Annotated in this window: 19 protein-coding genes and 2 pseudogenes; 6 read left to right on the forward strand and 15 right to left on the reverse strand. The window is 36.4% G+C overall.

What is annotated here, in order from left to right; genetic code table 11:
- Positions 1-132: 132 nt before the first annotated feature.
- From mprA to proV, 4 genes are all read right to left on the reverse strand, one after another.
- A complete protein-coding gene (gene mprA, locus AYJ55_RS05800; protein WP_063654834.1) occupies positions 133-681 on the reverse strand; it encodes a transcriptional repressor MprA in 549 nt (182 codons plus the stop codon).
- Positions 682-1,211: 530 nt separating this feature from the next.
- Positions 1,212-2,201, reverse strand: a complete 990-nt coding sequence (proX, locus tag AYJ55_RS05805) for a glycine betaine/L-proline ABC transporter substrate-binding protein ProX (RefSeq protein WP_063654836.1) — start codon at positions 2,199-2,201, stop codon at positions 1,212-1,214.
- 73 nt (positions 2,202-2,274) lie between these two features.
- Entirely contained in the window at positions 2,275-3,327 is a 1,053-nt protein-coding gene (gene proW / locus AYJ55_RS05810) for a glycine betaine/L-proline ABC transporter permease ProW (RefSeq protein WP_063654837.1), read from the reverse strand.
- Positions 3,320-4,519: a glycine betaine/L-proline ABC transporter ATP-binding protein ProV gene (gene proV, locus AYJ55_RS05815; protein WP_063654839.1), complete on the reverse strand. Its 1,200-nt coding sequence runs from the start codon at positions 4,517-4,519 to the stop codon at positions 3,320-3,322. The genes proW and proV overlap by 8 nt, the downstream gene beginning before the upstream one ends.
- A gap of 492 nt (positions 4,520-5,011) precedes the next feature.
- Here proV and AYJ55_RS05820 point away from each other — a divergent pair, with 492 nt between their 5' ends.
- Together AYJ55_RS05820 and AYJ55_RS05825 are read left to right on the forward strand one after the other, a co-directional pair.
- A complete protein-coding gene (locus AYJ55_RS05820) occupies positions 5,012-5,377 on the forward strand; it encodes an IS630 transposase-related protein (RefSeq protein WP_063653415.1) in 366 nt (121 codons plus the stop codon).
- Complete coding sequence (locus AYJ55_RS05825) at positions 5,346-5,834, forward strand: IS630 family transposase (protein WP_063653499.1); 489 nt, start codon at positions 5,346-5,348, stop codon at positions 5,832-5,834. Before AYJ55_RS05820 ends, AYJ55_RS05825 begins: the two co-directional genes overlap by 32 nt.
- 116 nt (positions 5,835-5,950) lie before the next feature.
- Here AYJ55_RS05825 and AYJ55_RS05830 read toward each other — a convergent pair.
- Together AYJ55_RS05830 and AYJ55_RS05835 are read right to left on the reverse strand one after the other, a co-directional pair.
- Positions 5,951-6,499, reverse strand: a pseudogene (locus tag AYJ55_RS05830) (ribonucleotide-diphosphate reductase subunit beta); the annotation flags it as partial.
- Positions 6,500-6,619: 120 nt separating this feature from the next.
- Positions 6,620-7,450 (reverse strand): transposase family protein, encoded by an 831-nt coding sequence (locus tag AYJ55_RS05835; RefSeq protein WP_063654841.1) that lies wholly within the window; start codon positions 7,448-7,450, stop codon positions 6,620-6,622.
- A gap of 79 nt (positions 7,451-7,529) precedes the next feature.
- Here AYJ55_RS05835 and AYJ55_RS05840 point away from each other — a divergent pair, with 79 nt between their 5' ends.
- Positions 7,530-7,895, forward strand: coding sequence for an IS630 transposase-related protein (locus AYJ55_RS05840; RefSeq protein ID WP_063653415.1), 366 nt, complete (start codon positions 7,530-7,532; stop codon positions 7,893-7,895).
- Positions 7,864-8,352, forward strand: a complete 489-nt coding sequence (locus tag AYJ55_RS05845) for an IS630 family transposase (RefSeq protein ID WP_063653499.1) — start codon at positions 7,864-7,866, stop codon at positions 8,350-8,352. The genes AYJ55_RS05840 and AYJ55_RS05845 overlap by 32 nt, the downstream gene beginning before the upstream one ends.
- Before the next feature lie 23 nt (positions 8,353-8,375).
- Here the strand turns inward: AYJ55_RS05845 and AYJ55_RS28205 are convergent.
- The 3 genes and pseudogenes from AYJ55_RS28205 to AYJ55_RS05860 all read right to left on the reverse strand — a co-directional run.
- Positions 8,376-9,319 (reverse strand): annotated as a pseudogene (locus AYJ55_RS28205) (ribonucleotide reductase N-terminal alpha domain-containing protein); the annotation flags it as partial.
- 20 nt (positions 9,320-9,339) lie between these two features.
- On the reverse strand, positions 9,340-9,753 hold the full coding sequence (nrdI, locus tag AYJ55_RS05855) for a class Ib ribonucleoside-diphosphate reductase assembly flavoprotein NrdI (RefSeq protein WP_063654843.1): 414 nt from the start codon (positions 9,751-9,753) through the stop codon (positions 9,340-9,342).
- 9 nt (positions 9,754-9,762) lie between these two features.
- Positions 9,763-9,990, reverse strand: coding sequence for a glutaredoxin family protein (locus AYJ55_RS05860; protein ID WP_032116215.1), 228 nt, complete (start codon positions 9,988-9,990; stop codon positions 9,763-9,765).
- Positions 9,991-10,224: 234 nt separating this feature from the next.
- On the opposite strand from AYJ55_RS05860, the gene AYJ55_RS05865 reads away from it, so the two are divergent.
- Both AYJ55_RS05865 and cspE read left to right on the forward strand, forming a co-directional pair.
- Positions 10,225-10,707 (forward strand): methylated-DNA--[protein]-cysteine S-methyltransferase, encoded by a 483-nt coding sequence (locus AYJ55_RS05865; protein WP_063654845.1) that lies wholly within the window; start codon positions 10,225-10,227, stop codon positions 10,705-10,707.
- A 182-nt stretch (positions 10,708-10,889) separates the two neighbouring features.
- Positions 10,890-11,099 carry a transcription antiterminator/RNA stability regulator CspE gene (cspE, locus tag AYJ55_RS05870; protein ID WP_063654847.1) on the forward strand — a complete coding sequence of 70 codons (210 nt, stop codon included), beginning with the start codon at positions 10,890-10,892 and terminating at the stop codon, positions 11,097-11,099.
- 78 nt (positions 11,100-11,177) lie between these two features.
- On the opposite strand, the gene lipA is transcribed toward cspE, so the two are convergent.
- From lipA to mrdB, 6 genes are all read right to left on the reverse strand, one after another.
- Entirely contained in the window at positions 11,178-12,143 is a 966-nt protein-coding gene (gene lipA, locus AYJ55_RS05875) for a lipoyl synthase (RefSeq protein WP_063654849.1), read from the reverse strand.
- Positions 12,144-12,268: 125 nt separating this feature from the next.
- Positions 12,269-12,898: a lipoyl(octanoyl) transferase LipB gene (lipB, locus tag AYJ55_RS05880; RefSeq protein WP_162505347.1), complete on the reverse strand. Its 630-nt coding sequence runs from the start codon at positions 12,896-12,898 to the stop codon at positions 12,269-12,271.
- A gap of 154 nt (positions 12,899-13,052) precedes the next feature.
- Complete coding sequence (gene ybeD / locus AYJ55_RS05885) at positions 13,053-13,316, reverse strand: DUF493 family protein YbeD (RefSeq protein ID WP_063654851.1); 264 nt, start codon at positions 13,314-13,316, stop codon at positions 13,053-13,055.
- Between the two features lie 151 nt (positions 13,317-13,467).
- The gene (gene dacA / locus AYJ55_RS05890; protein WP_063655140.1) at positions 13,468-14,679 is read right to left on the reverse strand and encodes a D-alanyl-D-alanine carboxypeptidase DacA; all 1,212 of its coding nucleotides are present in this window, start codon (positions 14,677-14,679) and stop codon (positions 13,468-13,470) included.
- 148 nt (positions 14,680-14,827) lie between these two features.
- Complete coding sequence (gene rlpA, locus AYJ55_RS05895) at positions 14,828-15,802, reverse strand: endolytic peptidoglycan transglycosylase RlpA (RefSeq protein WP_063654853.1); 975 nt, start codon at positions 15,800-15,802, stop codon at positions 14,828-14,830.
- Between the two features lie 14 nt (positions 15,803-15,816).
- Positions 15,817-16,929 carry a peptidoglycan glycosyltransferase MrdB gene (gene mrdB, locus AYJ55_RS05900; protein ID WP_063654855.1) on the reverse strand — a complete coding sequence of 371 codons (1,113 nt, stop codon included), beginning with the start codon at positions 16,927-16,929 and terminating at the stop codon, positions 15,817-15,819.

The raw sequence follows: 16,929 nt of genomic DNA on the forward strand, positions 1-16,929 counted from the left end.
ATTATTCATTTTACTAATGTTTAATCTACGCTTAATAAGCAAAAGTTTCCAGTAGCTTATAATTATACCACTGGAAACGGTATGGTTATTATTAATAATTTTTTATGATTTGGGATGGTTTTGGGGTAGTCATCAACATACTGTTTGATTGTCAAGATCATCAAGTTTAACTAATAACTTTCTCATCAATTTTTCGATAGTATTTTTTTCTTCAGCGCTAAAAACAGACCAAATTTTTTCTAAATTTTCATTTTGGCGAGGAAGTATTTTTTTTAGAAAGTCTGAACCCTCTTCGGTTAAGTGGAGATATAAGCATCGGCGATCATTGTGACTTTCTTTGCGTTCAATCCATTTTCGATTTTCCAATTCATCTGCAATGCGCGTTGCATTTGTTCTTGAGGAGCCTAAAGCATCGCTAAGTTCAGACGGTTGAATACTATGTGTTGTTTGGGTGTCGAGAATGATTAATGCCATAAATAACGTTTCATTAATTCCTTGTTTTTTAAGCATATTATTTCTATTTTCTAACAATTTCCCTTGTACATGCATACATAAACGCGTTAGCAAAATTTGCTGATAGGGTAGCGGAATAGTTGATTTTTGTTGTTGCTGTTTGCGTTCATTAAGTAATTGCTCTATGGGAGAAAATGAAGTTTCTTTTTGTGTTTGTGTGCTTTCCATTATTTATATACCTTATTAGTTTCAGTTGGTAAGATAGCAACTGTCATAATCAATCTAAATGGTATATCAAAAGCTAAAATTATCAATTATAGTTATTTATTATCGCGAAATTTATTTTGTTATTGGTATTTAATTCATAAATATTTTAAATGTTAATATAAGAAAAATAGATTTTAAAATAGCTTTAAATAGTCTATAACTTCTTATTTGCAAAATAATTTAATTATCCAATTAATAAAAAATAAATATTATTTGCAATAAATTATATACATTTAATATTAATTAATTGTTTTGTTATAACACTAATATTAAATTAAATATAGATAAATTAAAATAAACAATGGTTAATCTAAACTAGCTATCTACTTGATTGTTAGATGATAAGTTAAAAATTAATTTCCTTATTCATTTAAATAAAGGCGAATGTTTTTATTGCCATTAAGTTGCCATATAATATAAAAAAGGTTAAAAAGATAATATTCAGCCTATTTATAGAAAATCACATAAAATGTGTAACAACAGGATTTTTGCTAGTTAGTTTTTAAAGCAATCTTTATCCAGTTATTAAAAAGTTGTTGATGAGCTTTTATCCAACCTTGAGCATGACGTTCAAGGTCAGCTTGCGAAGCTTCACCATTATGCATACGAAGATTTTGGGCATTAATATCTGTAATTGGAATTTCCATAATGGCAAATAGTTTTGCCGCCGCAGGATTCTTTGCTGCCCAAATTTTATTGGCGACGATATGCATTGTACTAGGTGGAAAACCATAATTTTTACCATTTGCTAAAGTGGTATCACTTTTATCATTATTTGGTAGTGAAGAAAAAGGAACTTGCAACCAAACAACGTCTTTACCCGGTTTAAGCACGGCGTTAACCCAATAAGGTGCCCAGGTATAATAGAAAATGGGTTTACCTTCTTTGTAACGAGTGATGGTATCCGCTATCATCGCCGCATAATTACCCTGATTATGTTCAACGGTTGTGTTTAGTTGATAAGCATTTAAATGGTTATTAATGGCGGCTTCACAGCCCCAACCCGGGTTACAACCAGTGAGATCGGCTTTACCGTTACCATTGGTATCAAATAATTTAGCAATATTAGCATCTTTAAATTGAGCTATGTTGGTGATGTTGTATTTATCCGCCGTTTTTTTATCTATCAGATAACCTTGAACGGCATTACTGACATAAATGCCTTTACGGTATAGGCGGTTATCTCCACCAATCGCTGCATATTGGGCATTGTGTAATGGTTGCCAATTGACTGCCATAAACGTTGCATCACCGGCCGCAATTGATGCGTAAGCAACGGTATAGTCGACCTCTTGGATGGGCAAAATTTGATAGCCTAATTTTTCCAATGCTTTATTAACAATCAAAGTTTGGAAAGTCTCTTCTGCAATTGTGCTTTGTATCGGTTGTACTTTTATACCTTTGCCTGGTAGTTCAGTGGCGGAAAGTTTAATACTGATTAATGTTGTTAAAGCCGCAGCCAGGAAAATAGTTTTACGCATGTGATTTCCTCTCTAGGGGGTATCGCAAAATGAATAGGCTAAAATTTTTTATATGATAAAAATGACATCATGTTTATTTGCAGAAACGAGTTTTAGTTTTTTGCAATAAACAGGTCATTAAGCCAATAGGCCCCGAGTGATACCAAGCGGTATTTTTTTTTATGCAGGCTTTTTCACCTAATGATTGGGTTAGCCGATCCAGAATAATAGCTAATATAACAATACCAGTACCGCCTACCGCTGCTAATCCCATATCTAATCGACCAATTCCCCTTAGTACCATTTGTCCTAACCCGCCAACAGCAATCATAGATGCAATAACAACCATTGAAAGTGATAACATCAATGTCTGATTAACTCCCGCCATGATAGTAGGCGCAGCAAGCGGTAACTGAACTTTAAACAAAAGTTGATTTCGACTGGCACCAAACGATTCTGCAGCTTCAATAAGATCATCGGGTACTTGCCTTATTCCCAAAATAGTTAGTCGAATAATTGGCGGTAGAGCAAAAATAATTGTGACGACAATACCAGGGACATTACCAATACCAAATAACATAACAATAGGTACCAAATAAACAAATGCTGGTGTAGTTTGCATTGCATCTAGTAGAGGCCGAATTATTTGGCTTGCTCGTTTGCTATTTGCTAACCATATTCCCAATGGTAAACCTATTAACAGACAGAAAAATAAGGAAGTTAATACCAGAGATAAAGTTATCATTGCTTCTGGCCAGGCGCCAATAGCTCCAATGAAGACCAATGAGATGAAAGTTGCTACTGCCACTTTTTTATTTGATAACTGCCAGGCTAACAGTGCGAAACAAATAATGATAAAAGTAGCAGGTAATGTTGTTAGGATTTGTTCAAAACGACTTAACATAAAATCAATCGGCAGACGGATCCCTTGAAATAATGGGCGGAAGTGTAAAACTATCCAATCGATAGCATGTGAAACCCATGAGTCTAGCGGTATGAGTGGCTGTTGAAAGGGATGCATGATATCAAAATGTTTTATTGGTACACCGGTTACGGGGATGTCTAACCAATCTGTAGAGGTTTCTGTCGTTATAGTGTTCCAAGGGTCATGAATTATTTCTTTATTTATGTGAGTTTGGTTATCCATTTATTGTCTCCTTATCCAATGTTTGCAGTAAGATCCCTTTAGAAATAACGCCAATATAATGTTGATTATCACCAATAACAGGAACTGCACAGGGAGATTGAGCAATAGTTGAAATAAGTTCATTAAGTGGAGTGTTGGCATCAATAGCACAAGGTGAGGTTAAGATTGCCTGTTCAATATTTTTTTTATCGTGTAATGCTTGTTCCAATGAGTTGATTGAAACGATACCGATAAATTTTTGACCTCTTTCAATTAAATAACCATAATCACGATCTTCATCATTCAGTATTTTTAGTGCTGAACGTGGGCCAAAACCAGGAGTAATATGTAACAGGGCGTCGGGTCGACGGCGGGCAATATCTTTGGCAGAGAATACTTGGCTAATATCGACGCCACGAAAAAACGTTTTAACATAATTATTAACCGGATTATTTAAGATCTCATCAGGGGTACCGACTTGGATAATAACACCATCCTGCATAACCGCGATCCTGTCACCTATCCGCATAGCTTCATCCAGATCATGAGAGATAAAAATAATCGTGCGTTGTTTATCACCTTGTAATGACAGTAATTCATCTTGCATTTCTGTTCTAATTAGTGGATCTAGCGCAGAGAATGCCTCATCCATCAGCAAAATATCAGGATCATTAGCCAATGCTCGTGCAAGGCCAATACGTTGGCGCATACCACCTGATAATTCGTTTGGAAAAGATTGTGTCCATTGTTCAAGATTAACTTGTCGCAAAGCGGCTAATGCTTTTTCTGTTCGTTCTGGTTTGGCAACACCAGCTAATTCCATACCAAATGCGACATTATCTAATACATCGAGATGGGGCATTAACGCGAAGGATTGAAATACCATACTGATTTTTTTACGCCGTACTTTACGTAATTTTTCCTGCGAAATATTAGCAATATCTTCGCCGTCAATTAAGACTTGGCCTTTGGTCGGTTCAATTAGGCGATTGAGGAGGCGTACTAGGGTAGACTTTCCTGAACCCGATAGACCCATAATGACGAAAATTTCGCCTTCTTCAATGGCCAGATTGGCGTCTTTAACACCAATAGCTAAACCGGTTTTATTAAATATTTGTTCTTTAGTTAAGCCTTTATTGATAAGTTTAAAAGCTTGATTAGGATGATCTCCGAATATTTTGTACAAATTTTTCACTTCTATTTTAAATGACATGCAATAACAATATCCTATGGTTAGTTAATTGGCGTATTAATTTTTTCGTATCCTTACTTTAAATTTATGTTTTATATAACCTAACATAATGAAATATGCTGACAACCCTATGTTTAACAAAATTAATCAAAAAGGTGGGTGTAATTTTTAGCAAATATTGCATAAAACGTTATTTTTATTGCTAAATTATTTTTTTATAAATCATGTTTTTCTTTTTAACCCTTTGTTATTATTGGAAATGAATTGATTTTTACTTTGAGGGTGGCATTTTTTGTATTATTAAATAATCTTTAATATGATTTTTTATTTACCAATTAAATTAATTTATAAATTTAATTATTTTTTGTTTTTTTATAGAAGAATAATATGAGTAATTGATTATTATAAAGCAGTAAAGATAGGTTTACTTTATGTTATCAACTAAAAAAATTGATTTTCTAGCTGTTATTGATAATATAGCTAGGCGACTTAATTTTGATTACAAGGTGTGTTATGAGTTATACAATTGATTTTCGACGTAAAGTAATATCTGTAAGGAAAGCCGAAGGTTTAACAATTCGAGAAACTGCGAAACAATTCCGTATTGGAAAAGCGTCTTTAGTACGTTGGCTTAAACGACCAGAGCCAAAAAATTCAACGCCACGTAAGAGGAAGCTCGATAAAAATGCTTTAGCAAAAGATGTGGAACAGTATCCAGATGCTTACCAAAAGGAACGGGCAGAGCGATTCGGTGTTTGTAAAAAGACTATTTGGCAATCCCTTAAAAAGCTGGGATTAACCTATAAAAAAAACTCGATTCCATCCAAAAACCAACGAAAGCGACAGGCTGGCACATCAGCAAAAAAGACAACAGTATGAAAAAAAAGATAAATCTGTTGTTTTTATTGATGAAAGTGGTTTTTCACATGACACTCCACGAACTCACGGCTATTCCCCAAAAGGTCACCGTTGTTTTGGCCTGAAAAACTGGGGTGCTAAGGGAAGAACAAATGTTATTGGCGCTTTATTGGGAACAACCCTTTTTGCTATCGGATTATTTGATTGCAATATTAATCGTGATGTTTTTTATGTTTGGATCACAAAAATATTGCTCCCAGAACTTCCTGAAAATTCTGTTATTTTTATGGACAACGCTAGCTTTCACAAAGGTAAGAATATTGAACAGGCAATTATAAACGCAGGACACCAGATAGAATATTTGCCTGTGTATTCACCAGATTTAAATCCTATAGAACATAAATGGTCTCAAGCTAAACGTAAAAAGATGGAAACAGGATGCACTATCGATGACCTGTTTTTAATACATATGCTGTAATCAAAATTAAGTCGCCTAGCTATAAAAAGCAGGCTAAATAAAATATACATATATAATATTGTATGCCGTATTTATTTAACTGCTTTTTTATCATTATTTAATAGAATATTAATAAATTAAAAGTTCCAATCCTCATCTTCTGTGGTGATCATTTTACCAATGATGTAAGAGGAACCTGAACCAGAAAAGAAATCGTGGTTTTCGTTAGCATTTTGTGAGAGTGCTGACAAGATTGCCGGGCTGACATTAGTCGTCTCTTCTGGGAAAAGAGACTCATAGCCTAAATTTATTAATGCTTTATTGGCATTATAGTGAAGAAATTTTTTTACATCCTCTGTCCAACCAACGTCATCATATAAAGATTCACTATATTTAATTTCATTATCGTATAAGTTTAATAATAATTCATAAGCGAAATCTTTTATTTCATTTTTTTCTTTATCACTATATTTGATGAGTGATTTTTGAAATTTATAGCCGGTATAGTAGCCATGGATCGCTTCGTCGCGAATTATTAACCGAATAAGATCGGCCGTGTTGGTTAGTTTTCCTCGGCTTGACCAGTACATTGGCAAGTAAAATCCGGAATAGAAGAGAAAGGATTCGAGAAAGACACTGGCAATTTTTTTCTTAAGAGGATGAGTGTGACAATAGTGCTCCAATAAGCGTATTGCTTAATAGTGAAATAAGGGTATTTCGGTGATTGAAGTAAATTTTAGGCTGTTCTGAGATGGAAATTCCAAAGACCGGCACTAAGGAGTAAAAAGGTATCATCAATAAAGGGTCTACGATTCCGTAAAATTTGGGTCATACAACCGAGGCGCTTTGATACCCGCGATGGCGTGTTCAACCGTAATACGGATGCCCGAGATTATTTTATTTTCTTGTTTTTGTTCAGGCGATAAAGGTCTTTTTCGAGTTCCTTTTTTTGGGATTTGTGTATTAGGATGCTGTTTATCTATACCTTGAAAACCGGTATCGGCCCAGATGGTTACCTCAGGGGGAATATGGCGAATTATATCGACTTTATCGAGTAAGCGTTTATCGTGACGGCGCCCATTTTTGATCATGGGGATAAATCCAATTTTCCTCGTTTCGTCAGTCATAATAAGCCCTTTTCGAGTGGTCTGTCTTTTCTTTCCCGAATACATTTTTTTTCGCCGACGCAGATTCTTAGGCTTTTGGACAGGTCGCTCTGTCCCATCAATAAAGACGTCTTTAACTCCAGGAAAGGCGCGAAAAAATTCCTCAGCAGAGCGAATTTGACGAGCGGGCAAAACACATTCTCGCCCCAAGGTCATCTCTAAAACCGGCAATAATATTTTTACCCAGCGACATACCCGTGTTCTATCTAAACCAAAAAGAAGTCCTTGCAAATCATAGGTCGGATAACATTTTAAATACAATAAAATAAAAAGCAGTTTATCTAATGGGGTTGGGATAAATCCTTTCTGCCCTGCACCCATCTGCCGCTTGTGATCTTTTCGATTCTTTTTCCGATAAATCAAATAACAAGCTGAAAATTCAGCGGCTAAATTTTTCAATTCTTCGACTGATAATCCAATGATTGCTTTACATAAACGATTATCTCGTAACAACCGCTCTTTGTTGATCATTTCAAACCGTTATTTTCTAAGTTAAACCTCTTTTTATTGTCTATAGCTAGGCGACTTAATTTTGATTACAAGGTGTGTTATGAGTTATACAATTGATTTTCGACGTAAAGTAATATCTGTAAGGAAAGCCGAAGGTTTAACAATTCGAGAAACTGCGAAACAATTCCGTATTGGAAAAGCGTCTTTAGTACGTTGGCTTAAACGACCAGAGCCAAAAAATTCAACGCCACGTAAGAGGAAGCTCGATAAAAATGCTTTAGCAAAAGATGTGGAACAGTATCCAGATGCTTACCAAAAGGAACGGGCAGAGCGATTCGGTGTTTGTAAAAAGACTATTTGGCAATCCCTTAAAAAGCTGGGATTAACCTATAAAAAAAACTCTATTCCATCCAAAAACCAACGAAAGCGACAGGCTGGCACATCAGCAAAAAAGACAACAGTATGAAAAAAAAGATAAATCTGTTGTTTTTATTGATGAAAGTGGTTTTTCACATGACACTCCACGAACTCACGGCTATTCCCCAAAAGGTCACCGTTGTTTTGGCCTGAAAAACTGGGGTGCTAAGGGAAGAACAAATGTTATTGGCGCTTTATTGGGAACAACCCTTTTTGCTATCGGATTATTTGATTGCAATATTAACCGTGATGTTTTTTATGTTTGGATCACAAAAATATTGCTCCCAGAACTTCCTGAAAATTCTGTTATTTTTATGGACAACGCTAGCTTTCACAAAGGTAAGAATATTGAACAGGCAATTATAAACGCAGGACACCAGATAGAATATTTGCCTGTGTATTCACCAGATTTAAATCCTATAGAACATAAATGGTCTCAAGCTAAACGTAAAAAGATGGAAACAGGATGCACTATCGATGACCTGTTTTTAATACATATGCTGTAATCAAAATTAAGTCGCCTAGCTATATAACAGCGCTCAATATCGTAAGGTGAGAAAAGATATATATCTTGATTGTTTTTAGCTAGATGAAAGGTAATATCCGGGATAACTACACCCAGTGATAAGGTTTTAATCCGGATTTTTTCATCGGCATTTTCACGTTTAGTATCTAAAAAGCTTAAAATATCAGGGTGATGGGCGTGCAGATAGACTGCTCCAGCCCCTTGTCTTGCGCCAAGTTGATTGGTATAAGAGAAGGCATCTTCTAGCATTTTCATTACAGGTACTACGCCAGAAGATTGGTTTTCAATGAGTTTTATCGGTGCCCCAGCTTCACATAAATTAGTCAATAAGAAAGCTACGCCACCGCCACGTTTTGAAAGTTGCAAGGCGGAATTGACAGAACGGCCTATCGATTCCATGTTATCTTCTATTCGTAGTAAGAAACAAGATACTACCAGTTCACCTCGCTGTTGTTTTACCGTAATTTGAAAAAGTGGGCGTTGCTGGTTGGAAGCGGCCACTAATAATTTCATCTAGCAGTTTGACTAGCTAACTCTTGATTTTCTTGTGCAAGCGTCAAAGCAACCATGCAAGCTCTATCTTCATAACGCTCTAAGTAACGCTTACCATCAAAAGTTTTTAAGGTGTAGCTAGTATAATATTTAAAAGCACCAAGAAATGTTTGAAAACGAAACTTGTGGTTATAGGCTTGCTGGAAAAGTTTTTTAATAAAAATAAATGCATATTGTGCCAGTATTGCCGAGTCGTAATAATTTTCTGCTACTAAAAAATCCAGTTTTTCTTGTAAATTATGAAAAAAAACCGTGTTTTGATTGACATGGTGGCGAAAGTAATGATGGGCCGCCTGCTTATCTTTATCGAGTTGAATTTTATTATCTTTATCATACAGGTTTAGCATTGCATTGAGTGCATGATAATCGAGTTGTTCTTGAGGCTGTACTGTCATAAGAAAGCTCCCGTATTACTTCACTGCATTTGTTGTTGCCAAAATTGTTGTAACCCTTGGCGTACTTGTTGAAGATCCCGTTCAGTACCGAGTAATTCAAAACGATAGAGCAATGGTACTTGGCATTTAGCGGAAATAATGTTGCCTGCTATAGCGTAAGTTTCACCAAAATTACTATTTCCTGATGCAATGACGCCCCGTAAAAACTTTCGATTTTGGGGTTGATTTAAAAAGTAAATAACAGCTTTGGGTACAGCACCGGTTGTGCCACCGCCACCATAGGTAGGGAGCACTAAAACGTAAGGTTGGGTCGCATTTGGTAGTATCTCATTCGTATCAATAGGAATGCGTGTAGCAGGGAAGCCCAATCTTTGCACAAAGCGATGGCAATTTTCCGATTTACTGGAATAGTAAATAAGTGACTGAGTTTTCATCATATTATGTTAATTACTAGCTAATTGATTGATCATATCAGGGCGAAAGCCTGACCAATGTTGCTTACCGGCTATAACAACGGGTACTTGCTGATAGCCTAATTTGGTAATAAAACGCAATGCTTCATGATCTTGGGTTAGATCCACGACATCATAAGGTAAATTTTTACGTTTTAGTGCTAGACAAGTTGCATTGCACTGTACACAATCTGGTTTACTGTAGACGATAATATTCATTGTTGGCTCCTTAATTTGGTAATGACTAAGTTTACAATTGATCAGCCATTATAAATACTATATCTTGATTTATTTTTATTAAACCATACTATATATACTGTTATCTAATTTGTATTTTTATTATATTTTTTAACAAATATTCCAATAGGCAGAAATATTTTTGCCAACAGCGGTAATTTTGTTTGCGGGATAAAATGAATTGTTAAAATAGTTCACTATTTTAAGGAAGTGGTTATGTACCACCATTATTTTTCTACCCCAAAAGGTTTTCCAAGACCTTTCATTCACATTACCGCTGATAATAATGGAATAATCGGTGTTGATTTTGTTAACCAAATAAATGAAAAAGAACGTAAAAATGCTCATACCGAACAGTGTATAAAAGAATTACAGGAATATTTTAATGGTGAAAGAGACAATTTTTCTGTCATATTGAATCCTTCCGGTACCCATTTTCAGAAAAGAGTTTGGTGGCAACTTGGTGAAATTCCGTATGGCCAATGTTGGAGTTATAAGGAACTCGCAATTGCACTAGGTTCTGCTAATTTCTGTAGAGCAGTTGGTATGGCGAATTCGCGTAATCCTATTGCGCTTATTATTCCGTGTCATCGTGTTATTGGTCATGATGGTAAATTAGTAGGTTACAGCGGTGGGTTAGATATAAAAAGTTGGCTTTTAGATTATGAAAAGAATGGAAATAGTCGAAAAATTGGCTAAAAATGTTATAATAAACATTTATAAACACTATTATTGGTTTTTTAGGTTGTTATCCTATATTACAATGATAATTTAAGTTTTTTATTAATTTCGTGATCTTAGTAGTAGACAATGAAGCATAATTTTTGCTGTACTATATAAGACACAAACTGTGTGTTTTTATTTATGTAAAGGTAATATTGATGTCAAAAGTTAAAGGTAGCGTTAAGTGGTTCAACGAAGTAAAAGGTTTTGGTTTTATCACTCCAGAAGATGGCAGTAAAGACGTGTTCGTTCACTTCAGTTCTATTAAAACCGAAGGTTTTAAGACTTTGGCCGAAGGTCAGAAAGTTGAGTTTGATATTACTGAGGGGGAGAAAGGGCCATCTGCTATAAACGCTGTCGCTATTTGATTTACTATAAGAATTTATAATAGTCCGTCTCAATTATTGAGACGGGTTTTTATATTGGCATAGAAATTAAATGATAAATCATTTAATTTCTATGCCTTTCGCTTGTAAATCTGCATGATAAGATGAGCGTACTAATGGGCCACAGGCTACATGTGTGAAGCCCATTGCTATTGACTCATTTTTCATTTCTTCAAATTCTTTAGGGCTGACATAACGTTTTATTGATAAATGATGCCGACTGGGTTGGAGATATTGGCCTAAGGTTAGCATGGTAACGCCGTGGCGGCGTAAGTTTCGCATAACATCAACTATTTCTTCATTAGTTTCACCTAGTCCAACCATTAATCCTGATTTTGTCGGTATTTCAGGATGCATTTGCTTGAATTTTGCTAGTAGTTGTAATGACCATTCGTAATTAGCGCCAGGACGTACTTGGCGATAGATACGCGGAACATTCTCAAGATTGTGATTAAAAACATCGGGTGGCGCAGCGGCTAAAATTGCTAAGGCGAGATCCATACGACCGCGGAAATCAGGCACTAGCGTTTCTATTTTGATGTTTGGATTTTTCTCTCGAATAGCGGTAATGCTGTCAGCAAAATGTTGGGCTCCTCCATCGCGCAGATCATCACGATCTACTGAAGTAATAACAACGTATTTTAATCCCATATCTTTAATGGTTTCTGCTAATTTTGCTGGTTCATTAGGATCAGGGGCATTAGGACGTCCATGGGCAACATCGCAGAATGGACAGCGACGAGTACAGATAGCCCCTAAAATCATAAAAGTGGCGGTACCGTGATTAAAGCATTCAGCGAGGTTAGGACAAGAGGCTTCTTCACAGACTGAGTGTAAGCCATTCTTACGCATTGCGTTTTTTATCTCTTTTATTCTGCTGGAATCAGCGGGAAGTTTTATTTTCATCCACTCAGGTTTAGGTAAAATTTCTGTATGATCCGTTCTTATTGTTTTGACAGGGATCAGTGCCATTTTATCAGCGTCACGATATTTAACACCACGCTCCATTTTAATTGGTCTACTCATAATTATGCCAGTTCCATTAGGTTCCTGCTGCGGATCAATAATAGATATATTTTATGCTATCACATGTGATCATTATTTATGTCATGTTTCAATTTTTTTAATAATTATACAAAAATTGTAACAACTTATTCTGCAAGTTGAAATCCTATTAGGTTGCAGAAATGTTTTATTAATAAAGGTTCGACATCTTTAACCTGGCTGCCAGGGACTAAATCATTTAGTTGCGTCATTTGCATACCGGCATGGCCACAAGGATTAATACGTTCGAAGGGCGCAAGATCCATATTAATATTTAATGCTAAGCCATGAAACGAACAACCTTTATGAATACGTAACCCGAGAGAGCATATTTTTTTTTGTTCAACATAAACCCCGGGGGCTTCGCGCTGTGCGTAGGCGGTAATACTAAATTCGGATAAAGTGTTAATTACCGTATTTTCCAGTGTAGTTACCAGCTCTCTCACACCAATTTGATTACGCTTTAAGTCTAATAAAATATACATTATTTGCTGACCGGGGCCATGATAAGTGATTTGTCCGCCACGATCAGATTGGATAACTGGAATATTCCCGGGCGCGAGTAGGTGCTCTTTTTTACCCGCTTGGCCTTGGGTAAAAACAGGGTAATGTTCCACTAGCCAAAGTTCATCTAGTGTATCAACCGTGCGTTTTTTAGTAAACTGATGCATCTCATCAGAAATGGGTTGGTAAGCATGCAGCCCAAATTGACGTAATATAATGGTTTTTTTTAACAAACTTTTTCTGCCACTGATAGGGATACGCAATGATTATGCAGTATAACCTGCATAAATTATTCTTGCTAGTATAGTTAGCGTGACACTTGAAATTATAAACCCGAAAATCTGCTATCTTCGGGTTTATAATTTCAAGCGCAACAATAATTTATGTCTACAACACCATGTGAACTAATTCTAGTTTAGCTAATTCTTCGTACAGTTTTTCTATTTGTTCAATATTGGTTGCTGTGATGGTAATTGATACTGAGTGAAAGTTACCTTTACTACTTGGTTTAACCGATGGTACATAATCACCCGGAACATGTCGTTGAACCACTTCAACGATTTGATCTGTTAACTCAGGTTTAGCAAGCCCCATCACTTTGTAGGTAAATGAGCAAGGAAACTCTAGTAACTCATGCAGTTTGGTTTTCATAGCTTCTCCTAAAATACTACCAGCACGCTTATTGCAATATTAAATGTTATATGATTTAGATAGTATATTTATTCATATTTCTTAAATAAAAAATTAAGTTATAAATTGAATATATTTACCATAAGGAGGTTGCAATGTTATTTTTCAATCTTTAGCCAAACCAGCGCTGGAAAAGCAATTTAATATAATCTAATATTTTACTAAAAAATCCACCTTCATCGACCTCTTTCAAGACAACGAGCGGCCGTTGTTCAATGATCTTATTATCTAATTGTAAGTTAATGGTGCCAACAACTTGGTTTTTCGCTAATGGTGCCTGTAGTTCAATATTGTTTAATGTATAGCTAGCTTTTAAATCTTTCATACGACCACGGGGAATGGTCAGATAGAGATCGTTTTCAATACCTAATTTTGCTTGATCAGTATTAGCAAACCAAACCGGTTGAGAGGCAAACTCCACCCCGCCTTCTAATGGTTTAACGGTTTCAAAAAAGCGAAAGCCCCAAGTGAGTAATTTTTTGCTTTCGGTGTCTCGCCCTTTACTGCTATGACCACCTAATACAACAGATATGAGTCGCATATTCCCTTCGGTAGCGGAGGCAACCAGGTTGTAACCTGCCGCGGCAGTGTGTCCTGTCTTAATGCCATCTACATTCAGGCTTTTATCCCATAACAAACCATTTCTATTTAATTGACGGATCTTATTAAAAGTGAACTCTTTTTCTTTGTAAATGGCATATTCTTCCGGAACATCGCGGATCAGCGCTTGGCCGATTAGCGCCATATCATGTGCGGAACTATATTGTCCATCAGCATCTAAGCCATGTACAGTAAGAAAGTGGGTGTTTTTTAAACCAAGCTGTTGAACATTGTTGTTCATTAATTTGACAAAACTGGCTTCGTCACCCGCCACATACTCAGCCATTGCCACACAAGCATCATTACCAGATTGTAAATTAATACCACGTATCAATTGAGATACAGAGACACGATCACCGGGTTTTAAGAACATCAGCGAAGAGCCTTTAAACACTGGGTTACCTGTGGCCCAGGCATTCTCGTCGATAGTGACGATATCGTTCATGCTAATTTTACCGGCTTTAATTGTTTGACCAATGATATAACTTGTCATCATTTTAGTCAGACTGGTAGGGGCACGACGTTGATCGGCATTTTTTTCCGCTAACACTTTGCCTGAATAATAATCAATAAGAATATAAGCTTCAGCGTCAATATTTGGTGCAGAAGGGATCACGTTGATTTGCATAGCATTATTGCTATTAGCAAATAGAGTGCTGGAAAATATAAGGCTAATATTAAGTATTAGGCTACCAATAGAACGGGAGAAAATTGCATATTTCATAATAATATACGGGATCCGCTGGCAATATGTTAATAGAGTGGGCATCGTAATATCAGCTTAAAAAGTCATATACTATTTCTGAAACAGAGATGCCTGGTCAGTTGCTTTTTATTTTACTCTAATGAGATTTTATTGATTAATCAATAGATTATTCGGTATTTATGATAATGCTCGATTGATTTAATTCTATTAATATTTTGTTTTTTATTTGTTCCGCTATTTTAGCATTTTGAAAAGGGCCAAGCTGCACGCGATAGATATTATTAAATGGTTGAATACGCCCAGGTGTGTTTAGCTTTTTTGAAACAGACTGTTGCCATGTTGCTGCTCTAGCCTGATCACTTAACGCGCCTATTTGTACGAAATAACGTTCAGTAGCCACGCTTGTTGATTTCATTGACGACGGATTAGCAGGATTATTTTGACTCACCATATTGGTTGATACCGTATTAGGGATTTTTGTTGATTGTATTGATTGAGATAAAGCGGGTTGGTGAGTGTAATTTTCTGCTGTTGATTGATTGCTGCTTGAGGAGTGGGTCTCTAATTTTGGTGGTTTAGGCAAGGCATAACTCTGCTTCGTAATATTAACACCAATCGTGCCAGGTCCAGTTAAGTTGCCGGTAGGGGAAACTAAAATTGGATCAATTTTAATACGTGTAGTTAGCATTAAATTTAACCGATCGGCAGCTGCCTGTGATAGCGCTATATTTTTACCGGCTATATAGGGGCCTCGATCATTAATGCGGACTATCATCATTCTGCCATTGATTAAATTAGTAATACGGGCATAACTTGGAATAGGTAAAGTAGGGTGTGAAGCTGTGAACTCATAAGGGCTGGCTTTTTCACCCGTCGTAGTTGTTTTACCGATAACTTCAGAGCCAAAAATGCTAGCAAAGCCTGTTTCACTGAAATGGGCAGGATCTTTTACTATTTGATAAGTTTGGCCATTAAGTTGATAGTCATTATTAGCGCCAGAGTGATAAGGTTCGTAACGCGGCTCTGCTCCTGATATATCTTGTACCGGCGCCATAGGCATATTGATATTTTGTTTACTTTGAGAAACACAGCCTGCTAAAAGTGCTATAGTAATGCTAAATATAAGCCAGTGGTAGTGCATTACAGACCTCGTGATTATAAGCTTTTTGACAGAAATTTTCGGTGGGTATGGATTGACATAATAATTCCAAATCCAGCCATTAAAACGATTAATGCCGAGCCGCCATAACTTACCAACGGTAAAGGAACACCCACTACAGGTAAGATACCGCTAACCATGCCAATGTTGACAAATGTGTAGACAAACAGAATTAACATTAAGCCACCAACCATAACTCTACCAAAGGTATTTTGTGCATTAGCTGCAATTATTAACCCTCGCATAATTAGTAGTAGATATAATACCAGTAAAATAACTACGCCAATTAACCCGAGCTCTTCAGCTAATACGGCAAAAATAAAATCAGTATGGCGTTCTGGTAGAAATTCTAATTGCGATTGCGTGCCATGTAACCAGCCTTTGCCAAATAATCCCCCTGAGCCAATAGCAATTTTAGATTGGATAATATGATAACCAGCACCAAGTGGATCTGTTTCTGGATCGAGTAACATCATAACACGATCTCGTTGATAATCATGCATAAGAAAGAACCATAGAATAGGAATAAAGCAAGCGATACCCGTGGCCGCAATGGCAATCAATTTCCAATTCATACCAGCTAAGAACAGGATAAACAAACCGGAGGCAGCAACTAAAATAGATGTGCCCAGATCAGGTTGAGCGGCAATCAGTAATGTGGGGAGAAATATAAGTATCAATGCCAGCAGGGTATTTTTTAGGGTGGGGGGGCAGAGATCGCGATTGACAAAACGTGCAACCATCAATGGAACCGCAATTTTAGCAATTTCAGACGGTTGAAAACGAACGAAGCCAAGATCTAACCATCGTTGCGCACCTTTACTGATTTGCCCAAATGCATCGACAAAAATTAACAGCATTAAGCAAAAGATATACAGGTAGGGCGCCCAATTTTCATAGATACGCGGTGAAATCTGCGCCATAACAATCATGACAACAAATCCAATCGCGATTTGTATCAGCTTACGCTGCATCATATAAATGTCTTGCCCACTAGCACTCCACATGATCATGACACTGTATATCGTTAAGGCAAGAATAATCAGCAACATTGGAATATCAATATGTAAACGTGTCCAAATAGGTAATTTATGTGATTTATCGGTCAT

It is taken from the genome of Candidatus Arsenophonus triatominarum, assembly GCF_001640365.1.
In the GTDB taxonomy this organism is placed as follows: Bacteria; Pseudomonadota; Gammaproteobacteria; order Enterobacterales; family Enterobacteriaceae; genus Arsenophonus; species Arsenophonus triatominarum.